Here is a 24,404-nt window from a genome sequence, read left to right as displayed (position 1 = left end):
CATCCCGTTCCTAAGCGCCCGTCGTTTCGCGACCGACCTGTGACTCTGGACCGGGCGCGGCGTCGCTACGGATGTCGATCCGCCACCCCGTCAACCGCGCAGCCAGGCGTGCATTTTGCCCCTCCTTGCCGATCGCCAACGACAGCTGGAAGTCCGGCACCACGACACGCGCCGCGCGAGCTTCCGCGTCCACGACAGTGACCGACACCACTTTCGACGGCGACAGCGCATTCCCGACGAACTTCGCCGGATCCTCGTCGTAGTCGATGATGTCGATTTTCTCCCCCGCCAGCTCGCTCATGACATTGCGCACGCGCTGGCCCATCGGTCCGATGCACGCGCCTTTCGCGTTCAAACCGGGAACCTTGGAGTAGACCGCGATTTTCGAGCGATGGCCCGCCTCACGGGCGACCGCAACGATATCGACCGAGCCGTCTTCGATCTCGGGTACTTCGAGAGCAAAAAGCTTGCGCACGAGATTCGGGTGAGTACGCGAGAGAGTGATCTGCGGCCCCCGCACACCGCGGGAGACACCCACGACGTAGCACTTGATCCGGTCGCCGTGCTCGTAGGTCTCGCCCGGCACCTGCTCGGCCGGCGGAATCAGCCCCTCCGCACCGGTGCTCTCGCTGCCGATCCGCACCACCACCATGCCGCGCGCGTTGGCCCGGGTATCACGCTGGATCACACCGCCGACGACCTCACCCTCATGGGTGGAGAACTCGCCGAAGTTGCGCTCGTGTTCGGCATCACGCAGACGCTGGAGGATCACCTGACGCGCGGTCGTGGCCGCGATTCGGCCGAATCCCTCTGGCGTGTCGTCCCACTCCTCACCGACGCGGTTGCCGTCGGCGTCGACCTCGTGCGCCAGGACGCGGACGACACCGGTCTTGGTGTCGACGTCGATCCGCGCATGCGGCTGGTGACCTTCGGTGTGCCGATAGGCCGTCAGCAGGGCCGTCTCGATCGCCGCAATGATCGTCCCCGCGGAGATTCCCTTGTCTGCTTCGATTGCGCGCAGCGCTGCGATGTCGATATTCACTTGTCCGACCCCTCTGCTTCGTTCGACGCGTCCGCGTCTGCAGGTGTGAGACGACCCTCCGGGATTCCACCCGCCAGTTCGAGCTCTCTCGCATCGGGTCGCGAAAACTCCACCTGCACAACAGCTTTCTTGACATCCTTCAGTTCCACTTGCCGCACGGCCAAACCGGATCGGCCGCGGCCGCCGGTCACGACCAGGTCCACCGCACCGTCGGCGAGTCGGCCGATACGGCCCGTCACCGACTCGGTCTCGAGCTCTACCAGCGCCTTGCGTCCCCGCGCGCGACGCCAGTGACGTTCCTCCGTCAAAGGTCGGCCGATCCCCGGCGACGTCACCTCGAGTGTGTACGGGGATTCCCCGAAATCCGATACAGAGTCGAATACGTCGGAGATCATGTGGCTCAGCCGGGCCACCTCGTCAAGTTCGAGGCCGGCGTCGCGATCGACCATGACTCGGACGGAACTGTGCCGACCCGTGAGTGTGATGGTCACGTCCTCGAGGTCGTAGCCCTCACGCTCGATGGGTTCGGCGAGAAGCTCGATCACCCTCTCCCTCGATGGCACCGGCATCTGGGACGCTCCTCGCTTCAGTTGTGGCCATGGCTTACGTGTGGCGACCGAACCTGCTCGGACGAACCAAATCGACGCAAGCCTCGACGTGCCACAGGGTGGACTGTGGAGACTCCAGCGTATCGCGGTTTCAGCGTGGCTGTGACCAGCCGGTCCAATCGGGCCGCCGACGGCGCTCCGACGCGACGTGCTCGGTACCCGGAATCGGGCGAACACCTGGCACCATGATCGCGTGCGAACGCTCTTGCTGACCCATCCGTTCTCGCGCCGCGCGGCGCTGCGAGTCGTCGGCAGCGCCGCGCTCGGCGCGTCCGCGGTGGCGCTGACGACCGGCTGCTCGAACTCCGGACAGTCCGACCTGCTGGCGGAGATCGCCGCACTCGCCTCACAAGCCGAACGTGCACGGCGGGACGCGGCGACCGCGACCGCCGCGATCGCGCGGTTCCCCGACCGTGCCGGCGCGCTCGACGCGGTGGCAGCCGAACGCGCTGCCCACGCCCAAGCGCTCGATACCGAAATCGCCCGGATCGGCACCCCAGGTCCGCCCACCACCTCGACAGACGCCACACCGATGACGTCACCGCCGACGATCGAGCAACTGCGAACCGACCTCGCCGACTCGCAGAAGGAGGCCGCGGGACTCGCGCGGACCCAGTCCGGGTACCGCGCCGGGCTACTCGGCTCGATCAGCGCGGCGTGCGCGGCGCAGCAGGCGGTGCTGCTGTAGTGACCAGTCCGAACCCCGACCCCGAACAGCAGGCCCTGATCGACGCGCTGCGCGCCGAGTACGCCGCGACGTTCGCGTACGGACTGGTGGCAGCCTTCGCGAGCCCGCGCCGGGCAGACCTCGTGGCCGCGAACACCGCGGCTCACCGCGCCCGACGCGACGCGACGATCGACGCGCTCACAGCCGCGGGCGTCGACGTACCACCACCCGAGGCCGGCTACGCAATGCCGTTCCCGGTGACCGACCCGACGTCCGCGGCTCGTCTGGCCGCACAGGTGGAAGCCGACACCGCGGCAGCGTGGCGATCGGTCATCGAGCGCAGCGAGTCTGAACACACCCGCGAGGTCGGCGTCACAGCCCTCACGGAAGCTGCCGTGCGAGAAGCGAACTGGAGGAAGATTCTCGGCTATCAGCCGCCGACCAACGCGTTTCCCGGACAGCCATGACCCCTGCCCGGGACAGGGAACGAGAGGACCGCCTCATGACGGAACGCACGATCGAACAGCGCCTCGCCGACCTCGAGCGGATCGAGGCCATCAAGGCCCTCAAGCACCGATACCTGCGAGCCTGCGACGCGAAGGACGCCGACACTTTCCGCGCGTGCTTCATCTGCACCGGCGCGCAGATCGACTACGGCCCACTCGGCAAGTTCGACGACGCCGACGCGATCGCCGAGGTGTTCCGCAACATCGCGCTGCGGAAGGTCGACGGCAAGAACGTCATCCTCGACATGCACCACGCACTCCATCCCGACATCACACTGCACGGCGACGACCTGGCCTCCGGTAAGTGGACACTCGCCTTTCGCCAGGTCAACCTCATCGAGAACACCGAGACCGTTCGCTCGATCGAGTACGTCGACGAGTACGTCGTCGAGAACGGCGAGTGGAAGATGTCGAAGTGTCAGTCGATTACGCTGTGGTCGATGACCCGACCACTCCCGGAGGGCACTGTCGTCACCGAAGCCTGATCGGCCACACCAGTTCCGATCAGGTCAGGAAACTGCCGGCCCTGTCCGCGAGATCGAGCACCGGTTGAGGCACGACGCCCAAGGCGACAGTCACCACGCCGGCGACGGTGACCGCCGAGACCGTCGGGGCGCTGGTCACCACCACAGCAGGAGCGTCCTCTGGCGGGTCCGCGAAGAACATCAGGACGATGACACGGACGTAGAACAACGCCGCGATCGCGCTGCTGATCACGCCGACGACCACGAGGGGGACCGCTCCCCCGGACGCCGCCGCCTGGAAGACAGCGAACTTGCTCACGAAGCCGCTGGTGAGCGGGATACCGGCGAACGACAGCAGGAACAGGGCGAAAACGATGCCGAGGGGCGCTGATGTGCGGCCGAGGCCGGCCCACCGGGCCAGGTCGGTGACCTCCGCTCCCGACGAATCGCGCACCAGGGTCACGACCGCGAACGCGCCGAGCGTGCTGAAGCCGTAAGCGAGCAGGTAGAAGATGGTCGACGAGATCCCCGCGTCGTTCCCGGCGATCACGCCGGTGAGGATGAAGCCCGCGTGTGCCACCGACGAGTACGCCAGCATGCGTTTGACGTCGGTTTGCGTGATCGCAAGAACCGCGCCGAGGAGCATCGTCAGAATCGCGACCGCCCACAGAACGGGGCGCCAGTCGACGCTTAGCCCCGGCACCGCGACGTAGAACACGCGCAGCGCCGCACCGAAAGCCGCGATCTTGGTCGCCGACGCCATGAACGCTGTGATCGGCGTCGGCGCGCCTTGGTAGACGTCGGGGATCCAGGAGTGGAACGGTACGGCACCGACCTTGAACAACAGACCGACCGCCAGCATCCCCAGGCCGATCTGCGCGAGAATGAGGTCGCCGGAACGCTGTTCGATCGCCTGCCCGATTCCGGGCAGTTGGACCGTGCCCGCAAAGCCATAAAGCAGTGCCACGCCGAAGAGGAAGAACGCGGACGAAAACGCGCCCAGCAGAAAGTACTTCATTGCCGCTTCCTGGGAGAGCAAGCGACGGCGACGTGCGAGCCCACACAGCAAGTACAGCGGCAGCGAGAGGACCTCGAGCGCGACGAACATCGTCAGGAGGTCGTTGGCCGCTGGAAAGAGCAGCATGCCGCCGATGGCGAACAGCACCAGCGGAAAGACCTCGGTTTGCGTCACCCCGGCCCTGATGGCCTCCTTCTCGGCGGCGCTACCCGGTACCGCCGCTGCGCGGGGGGTGAAGGCGTCCACTGGCCCGACTCCGACCCCGGCCCCGAGAGCGGCCGTCTCGGCTCCGGCCACCGCCCGATCCAGTCCACGATCGGCGATGAGCAACACCGCCAGGATCGAGACGAGAAGGATCGTGCCCTGCAGAAACAGGGTCGGTCCGTCGATGGCCACGCTGCCCACGGCCGCTGCGTTGCGGGTACCGGCGAGCGCGACCACCACGACGAACGCGGCGACGAGTCCGCCGAGTGCGAGTCCGAGGTGCGTGGTGTAGCGGACGCGTCGTGGGGCGAAGGCTTCCACGAGCACGCCGACGACCGCGACCGCGAACACGATCAGCATCGGGGCCAGTTGGCTGTACTCGATGCTCGGGGCCTGGAGCACCGCGTCCATGTCAGTGTTCATCGGGCGCCTCCGTCCTGCTCGGCGGCCGTCGGGGCTGGGTCAGGCCGGTCGATCGTGGTGAGCGTGCCCGCGACAGCGGGAGTGATGACGTCAAGCATCGGCTTCGGATAGACACCGAGGACCACCAGCAGGGCGATGAGCGGCGCCACCACCACCATCTCACGGCGTCTGAGGTCGCGAATGTGCTTGCTGCCGTCCGTGACCGGGCCCGTCATCATCCGCTGGTACAGCCACAGCACGTACAGCGCGGCAAGCACCAGCGCGATGGTCGCGAGCACCGCCGCGGCCGGGTAGCGCGTGTACGTGCCGACGAACACCAGGAACTCGCTGACGAACGGTGCGAGGCCCGGGAGCGACAGCGTGGCCAGGCCCGCGATCAGGAAGGTGCCCGCGAGCAGTGGAGCTACCTTCTGGACGCCTCCGTAGTCGGCGATCACGCGCGTTCCGGTCCGCGACACCAGGAATCCGGCCACGAGCATCAGCGCCGCGGTCGAGATCCCGTGGTTGACCATGTACAGCGTCGAACCGCTCTGGCCCTGGCTGGTCATCGCGAACACCCCCAGCACGATGAACCCGAAATGCGAGATCGACGTGTACGCGATCAACCGCATGACATCGGTTTGAGCGACCGCGAGCAACGCCCCGTACACGATGCTGACCACGGAGAGCGTGATCACGAGTGGCGCGAAATACTGTGCGGCGTCCGGGAACAACTGCAGGGAGTAGCGCAGCATCGCGAAGGTGCCGACCTTGTCCACCACAGCCATCATCAGCACCGCGCTCACCGGTGTCGCCTGCACCGCGGCGTCGGGAAGCCAACTGTGCAGTGGCCACAGCGGGGCCTTGACCGCGAACGCGAACATGAAGCCCAGGAACAACGCGTTGGCCACCGGTGCGTTCATCGTCAGGTCGCCGGACGCGACCGCCGCGGCTATGGCCCGCAGATCGAACGTCCCCGACGCGAACGGGCTGTCCGCGCCGGCCGTCACGACGTAGACGCCGATCACGGCTGCCAGCATGATCAGGCCGCCGAAGAGGTTGTACAACAGGAACTTCACCGCAGCCCTCGACCGCCCGGGCCCCGGCTGCCCGAAACCACCGATGAGGAAGTACATCGGGATGAGCATGGCCTCGAAGAACACGTAGAACAGCAGGATGTCGAGCGCAAGGAACGACATCAGGACCATCGACTCGACGACGAGGATCAACGCGACATAGGTGTGTGTGGCGCGCGGACGTCGTTCCTCCAACGCACCGTCCCGCCATCCCGCGACCAGCAGCAGCGGCACGAGTACCACCGTGAGCAGCACCAGGGCCAGCGCGATGCCGTCGAGCCCGAGTTCGTATCGAGTGCCGAACGCCGGTATCCACGAACGTGACTCGACGAACTGGTACTGCGAGCCTGCCGGATCGAACCGGACCGCGACCACCACCGCCACGACCAGGGCTGCGACAGCCGCGACGAGCGCGACCGATCGTGCCAGCCCGCGCCGGTGCGCGGGCGTTGCCATCGTCGCAACCGCGCCGGCGAGCGGCAGCAGCCAAAGCGCCGTCAACCAGGGAAAGCCGTCCACTACACCCTCCCCACCAGTACGGCCGCGACCACGAGGGCCGCGCCGATGAACATGTACAACGCGTACGACCGCACGAACCCGGTCTGCAACCGTCTGAGCACAACCGAGGCGAAGCCGAGCACCGCCGGAACGATCCGCACGACGCCGTCGATCCCTCGGTCCTCGACCACCTTCAGCCCCGCCACCAACCGCCGTCCGGGCCGCATGAAAATCGTCTCGTTGACGTCATCGCCGTACAGATCGCGGCGGGCGGCAACCGTCAGCCCCGACACGTCCACGGGCGCCTCGACGGGGACGGGCCGGGCGCCGTACTGCCGCCACGCGATCCTGACGCCGACCAGGACCACGGCCAGTGTGGTGAGGGTGATCACCCAGACCGGCACGGCCGGCTCGGCATGTTCCGCAGCGGACCCGAATTCGGTCCACACGGGCTCGAGCCAGTGCTCGAGCGCGCTTCCCATCGCCAACAGGCCGCCCGCGGCGACCGATCCCGCCGCAAGCACGATCATCGGGACCGTCATGATGCCCGGCGACTCGTGCGGGTCGGTAACCGTGTCTTCTGGTCGCTCCGCAGGCTCCGCTCCTGCGTTTTCTGGTCGCTCCGCAGGCTCCGCTCCTGCCGCCCACCGCCGCTCGCCGAAGAAGGTCATCAGGGTCACGCGCGTCATGTAGAACGCGGTGATACCGGCCCCGAGCATCGCGACGACGCCAAGTGCGGTCCCACCAGCGCCGCCGGAATCGAACGCGGACTCGATGATCTTGTCCTTGGCGAAGAAGCCAGAGAACGGCGGGATCCCGATGATCGCGAGATAGCCGAGCCCGAACGTCACGAACGTGATCGGCATCAGGGTCCGCAGGCCGCCGTACCGGCGCATGTCGGTCTCGTCGTTCATGCCGTGCATCACCGATCCCGCGCCCAGGAAGAGGCCGGCCTTGAAGAAGCCGTGCGCGAGCAGCAGCATGATCGCGGCCGCGTACCCGGCCGGGCCGAGTCCGGCGGCCATCACCATGTACCCGATCTGGCTCATCGTCGACGCTGCGAGAGCCTTCTTGATGTCGTCCTTCGCGCAACCGATGACCGCACCGAAGAGCAGCGTCACCGCCCCGACGATGAGGACCGCGACCTGGGCCGCCGGGGCCGCCTCGAAGATCGGGCCGGATCGCACGATCAGGTAGACGCCGGCCGTGACCATCGTCGCTGCATGGATGAGGGCGGACACGGGTGTCGGGCCCTCCATCGCGTCGCCGAGCCACGACTGGAGTGGGACCTGCGCCGACTTGCCGCACGCCGCAAGGAGCAGCACCAGGCCCATCGCGGTGAGTGCGCCGTCACTCGCGGACCCGGCGCCGCCGAACACGTCCGTGAACGACACCGATCCGAACGTCGCGAACATGATCATGAGCGCAACGATCAACCCCATGTCACCCACGCGGTTGACGATGAACGCCTTCTTCGCGGCGGTGGCCGCCGTGGGCTTGTACTGCCAGAAGCCGATCAGCAAGTACGACGCGAGACCGACGCCCTCCCAGCCGACGTACAGGCCGAAGTAGTTGTCGGCGAGCACCAGCAGCAGCATCGCCGCGAGAAACAGGTTGAGGTAGGCGAAGAACAGTCGGCGACCGGGTGCGAATCCTGTGGACCGACCCGACGGATCCGGACCGTGGCTCATGTAGCCGACGGAGTAGATGTGGATGAGCGAGCCGACGCCGGTGATGAGGAGCACGAAGCACATCGACAGGGGGTCGAGGCGGAGGCCGAAGTCCACCTGGAGTCCGGCCACAGGCAACCAGCTGAACAGGTTCTGGTGCACGATCCGATCGGCGTCGTCGCGCCCGAGCATGTCGACGAACAAGGCCGCCGCCAGCACGAACGACGCGAGCGCAGTCGCGCAGCCGAGCAAGTGACCCCAGCGGTCGCTGCGCCGACCGGTCAACAGCAGGATCGTCGCACCGACGAGTGGAAGTACCGGTAGAAGCCAGATGAGCGCGTGAATTCCCGTCCCCCAGTCCATGTCAGTACTTCAGCAGGTCGGCGTCGTCGACCGAGGCCGAACGGCGAGTACGGAAGATGGTCATGATGATCGCGAGGCCCACGACGACCTCGGCCGCCGCTACAACCATCGTGAAGAACGCGAACACCTGGCCGTCGAGGCTTCCGTGCATACGCGCGAACGTGACGAACGCAAGGTTGCAAGCGTTGAGCATCAATTCGATACACATGAACACGACGATCGCGTTGCGGCGCAGCAATACTCCGGCCGCGCCGATCGTGAACAGCAGCGCCGCCAGGTATAGGTAGTTCTCGGGATTCATCGCTGCTCCTCACCGTTCGGCGGCGCGCCCGACGGCGGCGCCTCTCGCGGATCGAGGACACGCGAAACAGATTCTCGTGCGACGGATCCGTCCGGCAAACGGGCCGGAATGTCGACGGCGTTGCCGCGCGCGTAGACGCCGGGGCTGGGCAGCGGGGTCACACGTGTCGCGACGGTGGCCTCGGGATCACTCGCACCCCAGTCCCGGAAGCGTTGCTGCGACAATTCCCGTTGGGACAGGCGGCGCTCGAATCGTTCCCGGTGTGCCAGCACCATCGCGCCGATCGTCGCAGTGATCAACAGGGCTCCGGTGAGTTCGAATACCCAGACGTAGCGGAGGAAGACGATCTCGGCGAGGCCCTCGACGTTCGGGACGGGTCGCCCCTCCACTACCTCGCCGGACGGGCCGAATCCGACGAATCCGATCTCACCCGCACGAGACACGCCGATGGCGGCGTTGCCGAGTCCGCCGATCAGCAGCAGGCCGAAGCCGAGGCCCGCCGTCACCACGGCGACGCGTTGTCCGCGAAGCGTTTCCACGAGGGAGTCCGACGAGTCGACGCCGACGAGCATCAACACGAACAGGAACAGCATCATCACCGCGCCGGTGTAGACGACCACCTGCACGACACCGAGGAACAGCGCGCCCTGGGCGACGTAGAGCACCGCGAGCACAATCATGGTCATCGCGAGGAATATCGCCGAGTAGACGGCCTTGGGTGAGGCGACCACACCGAGCGCGCCGAGCACCGCGACCGTGCCGAGTATCCAGAATTGCACACCCTCTCCGGTGGATGTCCGGGTGAGCAGGTCCGCGGCAAAGAACGCAGCCGGGTGGGCGGTCACAACCTCCACTACCTCACCTCCTCGGCTTTCGCCGACTCAGCTTGCGCCGCTTCGGCCGCCGCGCCGGTCACCCTTCCGCGGTAGTAGTCCTCGTCGGTCGTGCCGGGAGCCATGGGGTGCGGTGGAGCCTCCATCCCGGGTTGCAGCGGAGCGAGCAGGCGATCCTTCTCGTAGATCAGGTCGGCGCGGTTGTCGTCGACCATCTCGTAATCGGTCGTCATCGTGAGCGCGCGAGTCGGGCACGCCTCGACGCACAGCCCGCAGCCGATGCATCTCAGATAGTTGATCTGGTAGATGCGGCCGTACCGCTCCCCCGGCGAGTACCGCTCCTCCTCGGTGTTGTCGGCGCCCTCGACATAAATCGCGTCAGCCGGGCACGCCCAGGCACACAGTTCACAGCCGATGCACTTCTCGAGCCCGTCCGGGTGCCTATTGAGCTGGTGCCGACCGTGGTAACGGGGCGCGGTCGGCACCTTCTCCTCGGGGTAGAACTCGGTCACCGGCTTCTTGAACATCGTTGAGAAGGTCACACCGAAACCTGCGACGGAGTCGAGGAACTCAGGCATCGAAATCCTCCTTTCGGGAACCCCGCGACGGCCCGACGCCGGCTGTGGTGCGCGCCGACGGGGTCGGGAGTGGCGGGACGGGGAAGCCGCCGGCCATCGGATCGAATGGTGCGGCGGCGGCAGATTCTTCAGCGGGCGGGGCATGCTCGGTTGCGAAGCGGCGCCCCAACAGCGCCAAGAGCAGGAGTCCGACGAGAGCTCCACCGACGAACAGGATGACCCAGCCCACGTCGTACCCCTCGTTGCGGAACCCCCGCACGGTCGCGACCACCATCACCCACCCGAGGGCGACTGGGATCAGGATCTTCCATCCGAGGTTCATGAACTGGTCGTAGCGCAGCCGTGGCAGGGTCGCGCGCAACCACATGAACACGAACAGGAACAGCCACACCTTCGCGACGAACCACAGCAGCGGCCACCAACCCGCGTTCGCGCCCGACCACATGTTCAGCGGCCAGGGCGCATGCCAGCCGCCCAGGAACATCGTGGCGGCCAGCGCCGAGACCGTCACCATGTTCACGTACTCGGCGAGCATGAACATCGCGAAACGCAGCGACGAGTACTCGGTGTGGAAGCCGCCGACGAGTTCGCCCTCGGCCTCCGGCAGGTCGAACGGCGCGCGGTTGGTCTCGCCGACCATCGATGTCACGTAGATGAGGAAAGACGGCAGCAGGAGGAAGACGTACCACGTGCCGTACTGTGCATCGACGATGCCTGAGGTCGACATCGTCCCGGCGTCGAGGAAGACCGCCGCAAACGTCAGGCCCATCGCCACCTCGTACGAGATCACCTGCGCTGTCGACCGCAGTCCACCGAGAAGCGGATACGTCGATCCGGATGCCCAGCCGGCCAGCACGATTCCGTACACACCGACGGACGTGACGGCGAGGATGTACAACACAGCGACGGGTAGGTCCGTCAACTGCAGCGGTGTCTGCTGTCCGAGGATCGACACCTCAGGGCCGAAGGGAATCACCGCGAACGCCATGAACGCCGGTACGGTCGCGATGACCGGCGCGAGGATGTAGATCGGTCTGTCGACGCCCTTCGGGACGATGCCTTCCTTGAGGGCGAGTTTGATGCCGTCCGCGAGGGTCTGCAGGAGTCCACGCGGGCCGACCCGGTCAGGGCCGACGCGCATCTGCATCCATGCCAGCACCTTGCGTTCGACGTAGATCGCGATCAGCACCGTCAGCACCAGGAAAACGAAGATGGCCAACGCCTTCCCGACCACCAGCCACCACGGATCGCGACCGAACATCGACAGGTCTGCGGCGGCGAGGACGGTCATCGCTGGGCCTCCCCCCGGGTTCCGGACGCCGCGGCAGCACCGTCGTCAGGTTCGGCGCGGCGAATGCCGACGATGTCGCCGGGCCGGACGCCGAGCTGCCGGTAGACCGCCGATCCGGGCGAGTTCAGCGGCAGCCACACCACCCGATACGGCAAATCGGCGACCTCCAACGGCAGGGTGACCGAACCTCGGTCGGTTCCGACGGTCACCGGATCGCCCTCCCGTGCATCGATCTCGGCGGCGCAGTCGGCGGACAGACGCACGACGGGAGGACGAGCCGTCCCTGCGAGATAGGGTTCGCCGTCCTGCATGCGTCCTTGGTCGAGAAGCATTCGCCAGGACGTCAGGATCGCCTCGCCGGGCCCCGGTTCGGGCGCAGAGCGTGGAGCGACATCGGGGGACGGCGGCTGCGCACCACCCCACGTGCCCAGCCGCGCAATCTCGATGCGCGCGGCGGCGACGTCCGGCAACCCGAGCGGGACGTCCATCTCTGTGGCCAGAGCGTCCAGCACTCGCTGGTCGGGTACCGCGCCGGTGTCGCGCAAAGCAGCTTCGAACGGGCGCACCCGCCCCTCCCAGTCGACGAACGCACCCGGTTTCTCCGCCGTGGGCGCCACCGGGAACACCACGTCGGCGCGGTCGGTGACGGTACTGCGTCGAAGCTCGAGGCTCACGACGAATCCGGCGGCATCCAGCGCAGCCGTCGCGACGTCCGGGTCGGGCAGGTCGTCGGGTTCGACGCCGCCGACCAGCAGAGCACCGAGCGCACCCGCGGCGGCATCCGCGAGGATCTTCGACGTGTCCCGGCCCGCACCGCCGGGAAGTTCATCGACTCCCCATGCGGCGGCAACCTCTTGCCGTGCAGCGAGATCGGCGACGGGCCGCCCACCCGGCAGCAGGGTCGGTAGCGCCCCGACCTCGAGGGCACCCCGTTCACCCGCACGCCGCGGAATCCATGCGATCCGGGCACCCGTAGCGTCCGCCAGGCGCCCGACGGCCGACAGCGCTCCCGGAATACCGGCTGCCCGCTCCCCAACCAGGATCACCGCACCGGGCGATCGCAGAAAGTCCGACTCGGCCAGTTCGTCGAGAATCGCCGGTTCGTCGCCCGGTACCGCACGCAGGAGCCTCCCGGGGATCTTCTCGAGCCCGCGGGTGGTGTACGGAGCGATCGACATGACCACGGTCCGCCTCTTGCTTACCGCTTTGCGCAACCGGAGAAAGACGATCGGCGACTCCTCCTCCGGCTCGAACGCGACGAGCAGTACGGAAGATGCGCGCTCGAGATCCTCGTAGGTGACCGCTGCCTGATCAGCGCCGATGACGCGGCCGGCGATCCGGGACTCGAGGAACTCGGTCTCCTCGTCCGAGTGCAGGCGGGACCGGAAGTCGATCGCGTTGCTGCCGAGCACGACACGGGCGAACTTGGCGTAGGCGTACGCATCCTCGACGGTCACGCGGCCGCCGACGAGGACGCCGGTGCCGCCGGATGCCGACGCCAGACCGCGAGCGGCGACTGCGAGAGCTTCGGGCCACGAAGCCTGCCTCAACTCGCCGGACGCGTCGCGAACCAATGGCGTCTCGATCCGATCCGGTTCCGTTGCGTACGCGAACGCCCAGCGTCCCTTGTCGCAGTTCCACTCCTCGTTGACCTGCGGATCGTCGCCCGCGAGGCGGCGCAGGACGGTTCCGCGACGGTGGTCGGTGCGCTGCGCGCACCCGCTCGCGCAGTGCTCGCAGACACTCGGGCTCGACACCAAGTCGAACGGCCGTGCCCGGAACCGGTACGCCGCGCCCGTGAGCGCACCGACCGGACAGATCTGCACAGTATTACCGGAGAAGTAGGAGTCGAACGGCTCCCCGTTTGCGATCCCGACCTGTTGCAGCGCACCGCGCTCGAGAAGTTCGATCATAGGGTCGCCGGCGATCTGCTGGGAGAACCGCGTGCAGCGCGCGCACAGTACGCAGCGTTCGCGGTCGAGCAGTACCTCGGTGGACAGCGGAATCGGTTTGGGGAATGTGCGTTTGATTCCGCCGAAGCGGGACTCCGCGCGACCGCTCGACATCGCCTGATTCTGCAGCGGGCACTCGCCACCCTTGTCGCACACGGGGCAGTCGAGCGGATGGTTGATGAGCAGCAGCTCCATCACGCCCTTCTGCGCCTTGTCCGCGGCCTCGGAGGTGACCTGCGTGTGGACCACCATGCCGTCCGTCGCCACGGTCGTACAAGACGCGAGTGGTTTACGCTGCCCCTCGACCTCTACAAGGCATTGCCGACAGGCACCGACCGGCTCGAGCAGCGGATGGTCGCAGAACCGGGGGATCTGGATCCCGATCCCCTCGGCGGCGCGGATGACGAGAGTCCCCTTGGGTACCGTCACCTCGACGCCGTCGATCGTAAGCGTCACCCGGTCCGACGGTACCGGCTGGCCGGACGCGTCGGCTCCCGCGGTCACGGTCATGTTCTCTCCCCTTCCGGTCGGGCCACGACCCTGGCCACGAGCGCTGAGTCCTCCGGGTCGAAGGGGCAACCGCCGTGTTCGAAGTGCGTGACGAACTCGTCGCGAAAGTACTTCAGTGAGGACATGATCGGGCTGGCCGCGCCGTCGCCGAGCGCGCAGAACGACTTGCCGAGGAGAGTGTCGGAAATGTCGAGCAGCTTGCCGAGATCTTCCTCGGTGCCTTCGCCACGTTCGAGCCGTTCGAGGATCTGCACCAGCCAGTACGTGCCCTCCCGACACGGGGTGCACTTGCCGCACGACTCGTGCGCGTAGAACTCCGTCCACCGCAACACCACTCGAACGACGCACGTGGTCTCATCGAATATCTGCAGCGCCTTGGTGCCGAGCATCGATCCCGCTTCGGCGACGGCCTCGTAGTCGAGCGGCACGTCCAGGTGCTCGTCGGTGAGGATCGGCGTCGACGAGCCGCCCGGCGTCCAGAACTTGAGCCGATGCCCTTTCCGGACGCCGCCTGCGTACTCGAGCAGCTGCCGCAACGTGATTCCCAGCGGCGCCTCGTACTGGCCGGGGCGCCTCACGTGACCGGAGAGCGAGTACAACGTGAATCCGGGGGACGCCTCGCTTCCCATGCTGCGGAACCATTCCGGACCACGCAGGATGATCGGCGGCACGCTGGCAATCGACTCCACGTTGTTGACCACCGTGGGGCACGCGTACAGCCCCTCGACCGCCGGAAAGGGTGGCCGTAGGCGGGGCTGCCCACGTCGGCCCTCGAGCGAGTCGAGGAGCGCAGTCTCCTCCCCGCAGATGTAGGCGCCTGCACCGGCGTGGATCACGACGTCGAGGTCGAAGCCGGAACCGAGGATGTCGTTGCCGAGGTAGCCGGCGTCGTAGGCCTCGGCTACCGCAGCCTGCAACCGGCGCAGGACCGGAACCACCTCGCCACGCAGGTACACGAACGCCCGTGACGCCCGGATCGCATAGGCGGCAATGATCACGCCCTCGATGAGTGCGTGGGGCGTCGCGAGCATCAGCGGAATGTCCTTGCAGGTACCCGGTTCCGACTCGTCGGCGTTTACCACCAAGTAATGCGGCTTGACGGTTCCCGTGACGACGCTGTTGGACGGATCCTGCGGGATGAACGACCACTTCATGCCGGTCGGGAATCCCGCGCCGCCACGGCCGCGCAGCCCGGCCTCCTTGACGGTCTGGATCACCTCGTCCGGGTTCATCCGCAGCGTCTTGCGCAACGCGTCGTAGCCCTCGTGCCGCTGATACGTCTCGAGGGTCCAGGACCGGGCATCGTCCCAGTGGCTACTCAGGACCGGCGTCAGCGAAGGCCCGTCCGGCGCGCCGGCCGTGCCCTCGCGCGACGCCTGCAGCCCGGCTACGGTAGCCGGACCCGCGCCGCCGCCAGCCTCGAGCGCACCGGGCCTAGGGTCCGGGAACCCCGCCAGGATCCGCGTGGTGTCCCGGAAGGAGCACAGTGGTGCACCACGCGTGGGTGTCACGGACTGCCCCGCCTGCAGCGCGTCGACCACCTCGATGGCAGAGGCGGGTGTCTGGTTGTCGAAGAACTCCCAGTTGACCATCATGACCGGCGCGAAGTCGCAGGCCGCGTTGCACTCGACGTGCTCGAGCGTCACGGCACCGTCGGCGGTGGTCTCGCCGTTCCCGATCTCCAGATGCTCACGGAGGGCCGCGTAGATCGCGTCGCCGCCCATCACAGCGCACAGGCTGTTGGTGCACACCCCCACGTGGTACGTGCCCGTGGGATTACGGCGGTACATCGTGTAGAACGTGACCACCGCGGTCACTTCTGCCGCGGTCAGTCCGAGTTGTCTTGCACAAAAGTCGATTCCGGCTGCCGAGACGTAGCCTTCCTCGGCCTGGACGAGATGCAGGAGGGGCATCAGCGCGGAACGCTCGGTACCGGGGGGCTCACCGGAACGGGGTTCGCCGCCGCGGGAGCGGTAGCGGGCGATGATCTCCTCGGCTTCGGCTGCCAGCCGGTCCGCTACGTCCGGTGGGAACTGCTCCCGTTCCTGGGGTCGCGGCGATAGGTCGACGAATACCGGTCCGGGAGAGGCGCGTTGATCGCTCATCGGTCCACTCCCCCCATGACGGGGTCGATACTGGCCACCGCCGCGATCACATCCGCCACCATGCCGCCCTCGCACATCGCCGACACTGCCTGAAGGTTGGTGAACGACGGATCGCGATAGTGTGCCCGATACGGCCGCGTGCCTCCGTCGCTCACCATGTGCACGCCCAACTCGCCGCGCGGGGACTCCACCGCAACGTACACCTGTCCGGGGGGAACCCGGAACCCCTCGGTCACGAGTTTGAAGTGGTGGATCAAACCCTCCATCGATGTGCCCATGATCCGTTGGATGTGCTCTAACGAGTTACCGAGTCCGTCCGGGCCGACCGTCAGGTCGGCGGGCCACGCGATCTTCTTGTCCGCCAACATGACCGGCCCGGGGCTCAACCGGTCCAGACACTGTTCGACGATCTTCAGCGACTCGGCCAGTTCCCGGACGCGGACGAGGTATCGGCCGTAACAGTCCGATCCGGTATCGGTGACGACGTCGAAGTCGTACGTCTCGTAGCCACAGTATGGATCGGTCCGGCGCACATCGAGTGGCAGCCCGGTCGCCCGCAGGATCGGACCGGTGATGCCGAGTGCGATGCACCCCGTGAGATCGAGGTAGCCGATGCCCTGCGTGCGCGCCTTCCAGATCGGGTTCTCGTTGAGGAGGTTCTCCAGGTCGCGTAGCCGGCGCGGCATCAGGTCGAGCAGCTCGCGTACCTTCTCCACGGCACCGTCGGGCAGATCCTGAGAGAGTCCACCCGGGCGGATGTAAGCGTGGTTCATGCGCAGGCCCGTGATCATCTCGAAGATGTCGAGGACCAGTTCACGTTCACGGAACCCGAAGAGCATCGGTGTGATCGCGCCCAATTCCATGCCGCCGGTCGCCAGCGCGACCAGGTGCGAGGAGATCCGGTTGAGTTCCATCAGAAGCACCCGGATTACGGTGGCGCGCTCGGGGATCTGGTCAGTGATGTCGAGCAGCTTCTCCACGCCGAGGCAGTACGCCACCTCGTTGAAGAATGGCGCCAGGTAGTCCATGCGGGTGACGAAAGTGACGCCCTGTGTCCAGTTCCGATACTCGAGATTCTTCTCGATTCCGGTGTGCAGGTACCCGATTCCGCAACGGGCCTCGGTGACGGTTTCGCCCTCGATCTCGAGGATCAACCGCAGCACCCCGTGGGTGGACGGATGTTGCGGCCCCATGTTGACGACGATGCGCTCGGCGCCGGACCTCTGGGCTTCGGTCGCGGCGTCGACGAGCTCGTCCCAGTCCTGCCCCGAGACGGTGAACACCGCACCGTCGCTGTTGTCCTGATCGAGGGTTTCGCGAGGATTGTTCACTGGTAGCCCCTCCGCTCGTCCGGTGGTGGGACCGTCGCCCCCTTGTACTCCACGGGTATGCCACCGAGCGGATAGTCCTTGCGCTGGGGATGTCCCACCCAGTCATCGGGCATCTCGATCCGGGTGAGTGCTGGATGGCCCTCGAAGACGAGCCCGAAGAAGTCGTACGTCTCCCGCTCGTGCCAGTCAGTGGTCGGATAGATCCGGTACAGCGACGGAATGCGCGGATCGGCGTCCGGCACGGCCACCTCGAGGCGCAGCCGGCGACCGTGGGTGATCGACATCAGCGGATACACCGCGTGCAGTTCCCGTCCGGAGTCCTGCGGATAGTGCACACCGCTCACCCCGAGACACAGCTCGAATCGCAGACCCGGGTCGTCCCGCAGCAGCCGTGCGAGCAGCGGCAGGTACTCCCGCCGCACATGCAGCGTCAGTTCGTCACGAAACACCACGACCTTCTCGACGGCGTCGTCGAGCACGGCGCCGGTGTCGTCACCATCGGCCAGCGCGGTCTCGAGCGTGTCGACGACCTCGTCGAACCACCCGCCGTACGGACGGGACGCGCGGCCGGGCAACGTCACCGGACGCAGTAGACGGCCATAGCCGGAGGTGTCGCCGGTGCCGGAGACCCCGAACATCCCCTGGCGAAGGCCGATCATCTCCCCGCCGGCGACGCGTTCGGGAGGAACCGTGCCCTCCGGTCCGGCGGTCGCCTCGGGGTCGGTCCCGTGCGGGTTGCGGTCGCGATCAGACGTCATCGCAGCACTGTCCCGGCGTCGCGACCCGGCATCCCGAGGTCGATCGCGGGCTGCGCCGGTCGTGCAGCTAGTGCGGCCTCCTCCGCGGCCCGGACCGCCTGTTCGCGATTCACACCGAGGGGCATGTGCTGAATCTTCTCGTGTAGCTCCAGGATTGCGTTGAGCAACATCTCGGGTCGGGGCGGGCAGCCAGGTAGGTAAATGTCCACCGGGACGACGTGGTCGACGCCCTGCACGATCGCGTAGTTGTTGAACATCCCGCCCGACGACGCGCAGACTCCCATAGCCAGCACCCACTTGGGTTCGACCATCTGGTCGTACACCTGCCGGAGGACCGGTGCCATCTTCTGGCTCACTCGTCCGGCAACGATCATCAGGTCGGCCTGTCGAGGTGACGCACGGAAAGCCTCCATACCGAAGCGCGCGAGGTCGAAGCGCCCTGACGTGGTCGCCATCATCTCGATCGCGCAGCACGCTAGGCCGAACGTGGCCGGCCACAGCGAACCCTTGCGGGCGTAACCGGCGACGGTTTCGAGCGTGCTGAGCAAGAAACCACTCGGCACCTTCTCCTCGAGACCCATGCCAGACTCACCTCCCTCCTGCGGGGACCGCTCAGTCCCAGCTCAATCCCCCACGCCGCCACTCGTATACGTAGGCCACCGAAACGGTAAAGACGAACAGGGCCATTGCGACCAGACCGAACAATCCGAGGGCATCGAAATGCACCGCCCACGGGTAGAGGAACACAATCTCGATGTCGAAGATGATGAACAGCATCGCCGTCAGGTAGTACTTGACCGGGATCCGTTGCCCGCCCGCCCGCCCGGTGGCAGGCTGCGGAACCGGTTCGATACCGCACTCATACGCTTCGAGCTTCGCCCGGTTGGCCCGCCTGGGGCCGACCACCGTCGCGACGACCACGGAGAACACCGCGAAGGCGACGGCGATGGCCCCGAGCACGAGAATCGGCACGTACGCATTCACTGCGTCTCTGCTCCTCTCGTCGTGAGCCCACAAAGTGAGCACGCACGACGGGTAGCCACGAGAGACGCACAATCACGCAATCAGGAATACCTACCCGCCGAATGTGATCTACGGCTCAGCGTACCGGGATAGTGCTCGCACTTGGGTTCGGTTTTACCCGCGAGTCGCTGGGGTGCCGGCGCGGCGCCGGGGAGGACGCCTCGGAGGACTCAGATACGTTACGCGCGCCGCAGCAGGGGGACGACTGCCTCTGCAAGCCGGAACGGCTCGATCGGGTGCTGCACAACGGCCTCGGCACGCGACCAGTCGGCGAGCCAGCGGTCGTCCACGCGACCGGTGAGCACCACGACAGGCGGGCAGGCGTCGAGCTCGTCCTTGAGTTGCTTGGCGATACCCATACCACCCGCGGGCGCCGCCTCGCCGTCGAGAATCGCGAGGTCGATACCTCCGGCGTCCATCGTGCGGATCACCATCGGCTCGGTCGCGACCTCGGTGTATTCGATCTGGGGCAGGTCGGGGTGTGGGTGCGTACCGAGAGCGCGCATCACCTGCTCACGCGTCGCGGCAGCGCTGCTGTAGACGAGCACGCGCAGCGGGCCAGAACCTTCGGAGCGGACGGTCGGATTCACCACGACAACGATGCTACGGCCGCACGCGCTCGGACACCCGGAAGCGCGACCGAGTGCGGGCCGGATCGGCCACTCAACCCACCACGAGCGCCAGTGCGAACCCGTCCCAACCAGTGGACCCGACGGTCTGCAGCGCGGTGGCGTCCACGCGTGGTTCGGTAGCCAGCATGCCGAGGACCTCCCGGCTGGCTCGAACCGCATCGTCGTCGAGGTCGGGGTTGGAGACCGATCCGCCACGGACCACGTTGTCGACCACGATCACGGTGCCTGGACGCGAAAGTCGCAACGCCCACCGCACGTAGTTGGAGTTGTTCACCTTGTCGGCGTCGACGAATACCAGATCGAACGGCCCCATCCCGTCGGCCTCGACGCCGGGCAGCGTGTCGAGTGCAGCTCCGATCCGGATATCGACACGGCTCCCGACACCGGCACGGTCGAGGTTCGCGCGGGCGACCGCAGCGTACTCGGGGTCGTATTCGAGCGTCACGACCCGCCCGGAGTCGCCGACGGCGCGGGCGAGCCAGATGGTGCTGTAGCCGCCGAGGGTGCCGACTTCGAGCACCCGAGTGGCACCGATCATGCGCGCCAACAGGTTCAGGAACCTACCGTGCGTCGGAGAGACATCGACCGGCGGCAGCTTGGCCGCGCCGTTCGCCTCGAGCGCCGCCGCCAGGTCGTCGTCGGCCCCGATCAGGGTCTCGACGAGATACTTGTCGACCTCGGCCCAGTGCGCGCGTTCGATGTCGTCTCCCATCGCTTCAGCCTAGGAACCCATCTCGTAGGCACCGTCGTAGGCGACGACTTGCTCCCACACTCGTTCGAACCGGTCGGTGTCGACGACGGGCTTGCGGATCACGTCGAGCGCCCACTTTTGCTGCTCCGCGGTGGACGACGTCTTTCCATGCAACGCAACTGCATACCGCGAGAAGTCCCGGATCTGGAAGTCGAAGATCTGCTCGATGAGATCGCGGTCGAGGCCGACGATGTCGGCCTGTTCGAGGATCAGTTGCCCGTACACGACGAGTTCGAATAGGTGACCGACGGTCAGCAGGAAGTCGAGGTCCTCCCGTTGAGCATCGTCCGGTCCCGCGGTCGCGAGCAGTTCCCGCAGAGCGAGCGCCTGCTCGAGGAAGCGGGCGACATTGGGGATGTCGGAGTGCTCGGTGTAGACACGGGTCCAGTCGTGGAACTGCACCTTCGCAGCACCGCGCGTGGGGCCCTGTGCCCAGAAGAACGCGTCGTCGGCGGCGTCCACGCGGGTGTCGATTTCCGGATATTCGACGGGGTTGAACAGGTAGTTCGGCATGAACTTGAGGATCAGCCCCACGTTGACGTGCACCGTGCCCTCGAGCTTGGGCAGCGTACCGATCAGTTCGGCGACCTCTCGGAAGTAGGTGTCCTTCTCGTATCCCTTGGCCGCGATCACGTCGTGCAGGAGCGCAATCACCTCCTCGCCCTCGGAGGTGACCTTCGCCTTGGTCATGGGGTTGAAGAGCAGGTAACGGCGGTCCTCGAGCCCGGCGCTCCGGAAGTAGTCGACGGCCCGGGCACTGAAGAGCTTCATCGCCACCAGTCGGGAGTAGGCGTCGACGAAGTTCGCCCGCACGTGCGGGAAATCGGTCACCCGCTTGCCGTAGAGAATCCTGTTGTGCGCGTGCGTGATCGCCTCGAAGAACGCGTGCTCGCACATCCCGATCGACGCCGTGCACAGGTTGAACTTGCCGACGTTGACGGTGTTCAGCGCCGCCGAGAAGGCGTCGGCCCCGGTGTGCAGGATGTCCTCCTCGCGCACCGGATAGTCGCGGAGCGCAAAGGTGCTGACGTACATCTGGCCGTGCACGACGTTGTCGATCAACCGGTAATGCAAGTTTCGGCTGTCGGCGACGAAGAAGACGTACCCGTCGGTGCCCTCGATGTCGGTGCGGCGACCGAATACCGACACCATGCCCGCCACGTTGCCGTTGCCGATGTAGTACTTGGTGCCGTTCGCCCGGAAAGCCACCGCCCCGTCCTCGGCGGGTGTGAGCAGCATGTCGGTCGAGTACACGTCCGCACCGTGTTCGCGCTCGGACAGGCCGAATGCCATGACACCGCCCGCGTCGAGTTGCTCGGCGGCACGTTCACGCGCCGATCCGTTGGCACTCATCCAGATCGGCCCCAGTCCCAGCACGGTCACCTGCCACGCGTACCAGTACGCCAGGCCGTAGAACCCGAGGATCTCGCTGAGCGCGGCGTTGCGGGCCGCGTCCCACCGCTTGTTGGGATCACCCCCGGCGTTGGCGGCCGGGGTCATGAACGTCGCGAACAGCTTCTCGCTACCGACGAAGTCCAGAAAGTCCCGCGGCCACACCGCGTGCAGATCGTCCTGCAGAAGCCGACGTTTACCTCTGGACTCGAACCAGTCGATAGTGGCACGCAACAATCTGCGCGTGTTCGGGTCGAACCGCGCTGGGTCGTAATCGCGTGGATTCAGTAGCAGTCGTTCCACCGGCCTCACCCTTCGCCAAACGTAAACATCGACCCCGGTCGGGGTCACAGCTTCCACTGTCCTCCGGATCGGTCCGGATCACCCTGCATTTTCCGCGCTTGTCGCGCCCGGGTCACGAGACCGAGCCCTCAAATGCTCGAACCGCGCTGGCAGGGAAGGGTATCAGCCCCGCACGGCGGCGCGGATTTCGGCGAGCGCGACGTCGGTGGGAACCTCGCGCGACTCGCCGGTGAAGCGGTCGCGCACTTCCACCTTGCCATCTGAGTATCCGCGGCCGACGACCACGACGAGCGGGACGCCGATCAGCTCGGAATCCTTGAACTTCACGCCAGGCGAGGCCTTCCGGTCGTCGATAAGGACCTCGATACCTACTTTGTCGAGCTCGACGGCCAGCGTCTCGGCGCCCTCGCGGGCCGCCTCGTCTTTGTTCGCGATCACCAGGTGCACGTCGAACGGAGTGACCTCCGCGGGCCAACGGAGGCCCTTGTCGTCGTGGTGCTGCTCGGCAATGACGGCGACCAGGCGTGAGACCCCGACGCCGTACGAGCCCATGGTCGGACGGACTGGCTTGCCGTTCTCGCCAAGCACGTCGACGGCGAAAGCGTCGGTGTACTTACGGCCGAGTTGGAAAACGTGACCGATTTCGATGCCACGTGCAGAGACAAGCGGGCCGGCACCGTCCGGCGACGGATCCCCGTCGCGCACTTCGGCGGCCTCGATAGTGCCGTCCGGCGTGAAGTCGCGTCCGGCGACGAGGTCGACATAGTGCTTGCCGACGACGTCGGCACCGGTGATCCACGCCGTGCCGTCCACGACGCGGGGGTCCACAAGGTAGCGAACATCGTTGTCCAGCAGCGCCTTCGGGCCGATGTAACCTTTGGCGAGGAACGGATACTTTTCGAAGTCCTCATCCATGAGCATCGCGACCTCTGCGGGCTCGAGTGACGCCTCGAGGCGCTTGTCGTCCACTTCGCGGTCGCCGGGAATGCCGATAGCCAGTAACTCCCACTCGCCGCCCGGCTGCCGGATCTTGACGATAATGTTCTTGAGGGTGTCGGCGCCGGTAATCGTGCGGCCCAGGCCCGCCCGGTTGGCCCACTCGACGAGCGCTTCGATGGTCGGGGTTCCGGGGGTGTCGTGGATCTTGGCCTCCGGCAAGCCGTCGATCGGGGTCGGCTCCGGCGCGAGGGTTTCGACGGCCTCGACGTTCGCGGCGTATCCAGACTCGACACAGCGGACGTAAGTGTCCTCGCCGACCTCGCTCTCGGCGAGAAACTCTTCCGATGCACTGCCGCCCATCGCGCCCGACGTCGCGGAAACGATCACGTACCTGACGCCGAGGCGCTGGAACATGCGCTCGTACGCATCGCGGTGCGCCCGATACGATTCTGCGAGGCCCTCGTCGGTGAGGTCGAAGCTGTAGGAATCCTTCATCACGAACTCGCGACCACGCAGGATGCCGGCGCGGGGACGCTCCTCGTCGCGGTACTTGGTCTGCATCTGGTAAAGGGTGACCGGGAAGTCCTTGTACGAGTTGTACTCACCCTTGACGGTGAGGGCGAACAATTCCTCGTGGGTCGGGCCCAGCAGGTAGTCGCCGCCCTTGCGGTCCTGCAACCGGAACAGTCCGTCGCCGTACTCGGTCCAGCGGTTGGTCGTCTCGTACGGGTCACGGGGCAGTAGCGCCGGCAGCAGGATCTCCTGGCCGCCGATCGCGTCCATCTCCTCGCGGACCACCCGTTCCACCTCTCGCAACACCCGCAGACCGAGCGGCAGCCACGAGTAGACGCCAGGCGCGACGCGACGCACGTAGCCGGCGCGAACCAGCAGCTTGTGGCTGGCGACCTCGGCGTCGGCCGGGTCGTCGCGCAGGGTGCGTAGGAACAGGTGCGACATGCGGGTGATCACGACGCATCAGCCTAGCCTGTCGACCTGCGCATACACGCTCCAGGGGACCGCCGTGCGACACGCTGTGCGGCAAGCCCGGGGGCTCTGTCCTCGATGTTGGCTGCGGCGCTCCGCAAATTCAGATTCGAGGTAGCTTAGGCTCCCCTTCCTTTGCATAGGCTACCCTCATCTCGGTTTTGTTCGCCCTTATGTGCCGCGAGTGCGGCTGCGACCAGGAA

22 protein-coding genes are annotated in these 24,404 nt (G+C 66.6%); 3 read left to right on the top strand and 19 right to left on the bottom strand.

What is annotated here, in order from left to right:
* Window positions 1–10: 10 nt before the first annotated feature.
* Together nusA and rimP are read right to left on the bottom strand one after the other, a co-directional pair.
* A complete protein-coding gene (gene nusA / locus EGT50_RS05025) occupies window positions 11–1,042 on the bottom strand; it encodes a transcription termination factor NusA (RefSeq protein ID WP_127951500.1) in 1,032 nt (343 codons plus the stop codon).
* Complete coding sequence (gene rimP, locus EGT50_RS05020; protein ID WP_127951499.1) at window positions 1,039–1,611, bottom strand: ribosome maturation factor RimP; 573 nt, start codon at window positions 1,609–1,611, stop codon at window positions 1,039–1,041. The genes nusA and rimP overlap by 4 nt, the downstream gene beginning before the upstream one ends.
* Window positions 1,612–1,843: 232 nt before the next feature.
* Here rimP and EGT50_RS05015 point away from each other — a divergent pair, with 232 nt between their 5' ends.
* From EGT50_RS05015 to EGT50_RS05005, 3 genes are read left to right on the top strand one after another with little or no spacing between them, the layout of a single operon-like run.
* The gene (locus EGT50_RS05015) at window positions 1,844–2,338 is read left to right on the top strand and encodes a hypothetical protein (protein WP_127951498.1); all 495 of its coding nucleotides are present in this window, start codon (window positions 1,844–1,846) and stop codon (window positions 2,336–2,338) included.
* A complete protein-coding gene (locus EGT50_RS05010; RefSeq protein WP_127951497.1) occupies window positions 2,338–2,784 on the top strand; it encodes a ferritin-like domain-containing protein in 447 nt (148 codons plus the stop codon). The genes EGT50_RS05015 and EGT50_RS05010 overlap by 1 nt, the downstream gene beginning before the upstream one ends.
* A gap of 35 nt (window positions 2,785–2,819) precedes the next feature.
* On the top strand, window positions 2,820–3,308 hold the full coding sequence (locus EGT50_RS05005; RefSeq protein ID WP_127951496.1) for a nuclear transport factor 2 family protein: 489 nt from the start codon (window positions 2,820–2,822) through the stop codon (window positions 3,306–3,308).
* A gap of 19 nt (window positions 3,309–3,327) precedes the next feature.
* Here EGT50_RS05005 and nuoN read toward each other — a convergent pair whose 3' ends face one another.
* The 17 genes from nuoN to EGT50_RS04920 all read right to left on the bottom strand — a co-directional run bounded on the left by nuoN (window position 3,328) and on the right by EGT50_RS04920 (window position 24,186).
* Complete coding sequence (nuoN, locus tag EGT50_RS05000; protein ID WP_127951495.1) at window positions 3,328–4,932, bottom strand: NADH-quinone oxidoreductase subunit NuoN; 1,605 nt, start codon at window positions 4,930–4,932, stop codon at window positions 3,328–3,330.
* Window positions 4,929–6,506, bottom strand: coding sequence for an NADH-quinone oxidoreductase subunit M (locus EGT50_RS04995; protein WP_127951494.1), 1,578 nt, complete (start codon window positions 6,504–6,506; stop codon window positions 4,929–4,931). The genes nuoN and EGT50_RS04995 overlap by 4 nt, the downstream gene beginning before the upstream one ends.
* The gene (gene nuoL, locus EGT50_RS04990) at window positions 6,506–8,518 is read right to left on the bottom strand and encodes an NADH-quinone oxidoreductase subunit L (protein ID WP_127951493.1); all 2,013 of its coding nucleotides are present in this window, start codon (window positions 8,516–8,518) and stop codon (window positions 6,506–6,508) included. Before nuoL ends, EGT50_RS04995 begins: the two co-directional genes overlap by 1 nt.
* Before the next feature lies 1 nt (window position 8,519).
* The gene (nuoK, locus tag EGT50_RS04985) at window positions 8,520–8,819 is read right to left on the bottom strand and encodes an NADH-quinone oxidoreductase subunit NuoK (RefSeq protein ID WP_127951492.1); all 300 of its coding nucleotides are present in this window, start codon (window positions 8,817–8,819) and stop codon (window positions 8,520–8,522) included.
* A complete protein-coding gene (locus EGT50_RS04980) occupies window positions 8,816–9,673 on the bottom strand; it encodes an NADH-quinone oxidoreductase subunit J (RefSeq protein ID WP_408014601.1) in 858 nt (285 codons plus the stop codon). The genes nuoK and EGT50_RS04980 overlap by 4 nt, the downstream gene beginning before the upstream one ends.
* Window positions 9,673–10,230, bottom strand: a complete 558-nt coding sequence (gene nuoI, locus EGT50_RS04975; RefSeq protein ID WP_127951491.1) for an NADH-quinone oxidoreductase subunit NuoI — start codon at window positions 10,228–10,230, stop codon at window positions 9,673–9,675. The genes EGT50_RS04980 and nuoI overlap by 1 nt, the downstream gene beginning before the upstream one ends.
* Window positions 10,223–11,521, bottom strand: coding sequence for an NADH-quinone oxidoreductase subunit NuoH (nuoH, locus tag EGT50_RS04970; protein ID WP_127951490.1), 1,299 nt, complete (start codon window positions 11,519–11,521; stop codon window positions 10,223–10,225). Before nuoH ends, nuoI begins: the two co-directional genes overlap by 8 nt.
* The gene (locus EGT50_RS04965) at window positions 11,518–13,983 is read right to left on the bottom strand and encodes an NADH-quinone oxidoreductase subunit G (RefSeq protein WP_127951489.1); all 2,466 of its coding nucleotides are present in this window, start codon (window positions 13,981–13,983) and stop codon (window positions 11,518–11,520) included. Before EGT50_RS04965 ends, nuoH begins: the two co-directional genes overlap by 4 nt.
* Window positions 13,980–16,088 (bottom strand): NADH-quinone oxidoreductase subunit NuoF, encoded by a 2,109-nt coding sequence (gene nuoF, locus EGT50_RS04960; RefSeq protein WP_127951488.1) that lies wholly within the window; start codon window positions 16,086–16,088, stop codon window positions 13,980–13,982. Before nuoF ends, EGT50_RS04965 begins: the two co-directional genes overlap by 4 nt.
* Window positions 16,085–17,419 (bottom strand): NADH dehydrogenase (quinone) subunit D, encoded by a 1,335-nt coding sequence (gene nuoD / locus EGT50_RS04955; protein ID WP_127951487.1) that lies wholly within the window; start codon window positions 17,417–17,419, stop codon window positions 16,085–16,087. The genes nuoF and nuoD overlap by 4 nt, the downstream gene beginning before the upstream one ends.
* Window positions 17,416–18,177, bottom strand: coding sequence for an NADH-quinone oxidoreductase subunit C (locus EGT50_RS04950; protein WP_127951486.1), 762 nt, complete (start codon window positions 18,175–18,177; stop codon window positions 17,416–17,418). The genes nuoD and EGT50_RS04950 overlap by 4 nt, the downstream gene beginning before the upstream one ends.
* A complete protein-coding gene (locus EGT50_RS04945) occupies window positions 18,174–18,758 on the bottom strand; it encodes a NuoB/complex I 20 kDa subunit family protein (RefSeq protein ID WP_127951485.1) in 585 nt (194 codons plus the stop codon). The genes EGT50_RS04950 and EGT50_RS04945 overlap by 4 nt, the downstream gene beginning before the upstream one ends.
* Window positions 18,759–18,789: 31 nt before the next feature.
* Window positions 18,790–19,161: an NADH-quinone oxidoreductase subunit A gene (locus EGT50_RS04940; protein WP_127951484.1), complete on the bottom strand. Its 372-nt coding sequence runs from the start codon at window positions 19,159–19,161 to the stop codon at window positions 18,790–18,792.
* 218 nt (window positions 19,162–19,379) lie between these two features.
* Window positions 19,380–19,793: an Rv3143 family two-component system response regulator gene (locus tag EGT50_RS04935; protein ID WP_127951483.1), complete on the bottom strand. Its 414-nt coding sequence runs from the start codon at window positions 19,791–19,793 to the stop codon at window positions 19,380–19,382.
* Between the two features lie 70 nt (window positions 19,794–19,863).
* Entirely contained in the window at window positions 19,864–20,544 is a 681-nt protein-coding gene (locus tag EGT50_RS04930) for an O-methyltransferase (protein ID WP_127951482.1), read from the bottom strand.
* 9 nt (window positions 20,545–20,553) lie between these two features.
* The gene (locus EGT50_RS04925) at window positions 20,554–22,278 is read right to left on the bottom strand and encodes an acyl-CoA dehydrogenase family protein (RefSeq protein ID WP_127951481.1); all 1,725 of its coding nucleotides are present in this window, start codon (window positions 22,276–22,278) and stop codon (window positions 20,554–20,556) included.
* A 162-nt stretch (window positions 22,279–22,440) separates the two neighbouring features.
* Window positions 22,441–24,186 carry a proline--tRNA ligase gene (locus tag EGT50_RS04920; protein ID WP_127951480.1) on the bottom strand — a complete coding sequence of 582 codons (1,746 nt, stop codon included), beginning with the start codon at window positions 24,184–24,186 and terminating at the stop codon, window positions 22,441–22,443.
* Window positions 24,187–24,404 lie beyond the last annotated feature (218 nt).

This window comes from Rhodococcus xishaensis, assembly GCF_004011825.1.
Classification (GTDB): Bacteria; Actinomycetota; Actinomycetes; order Mycobacteriales; family Mycobacteriaceae; genus Prescottella; species Prescottella xishaensis.
This window is presented reverse-complemented; position numbering and strand designations above follow the sequence as displayed.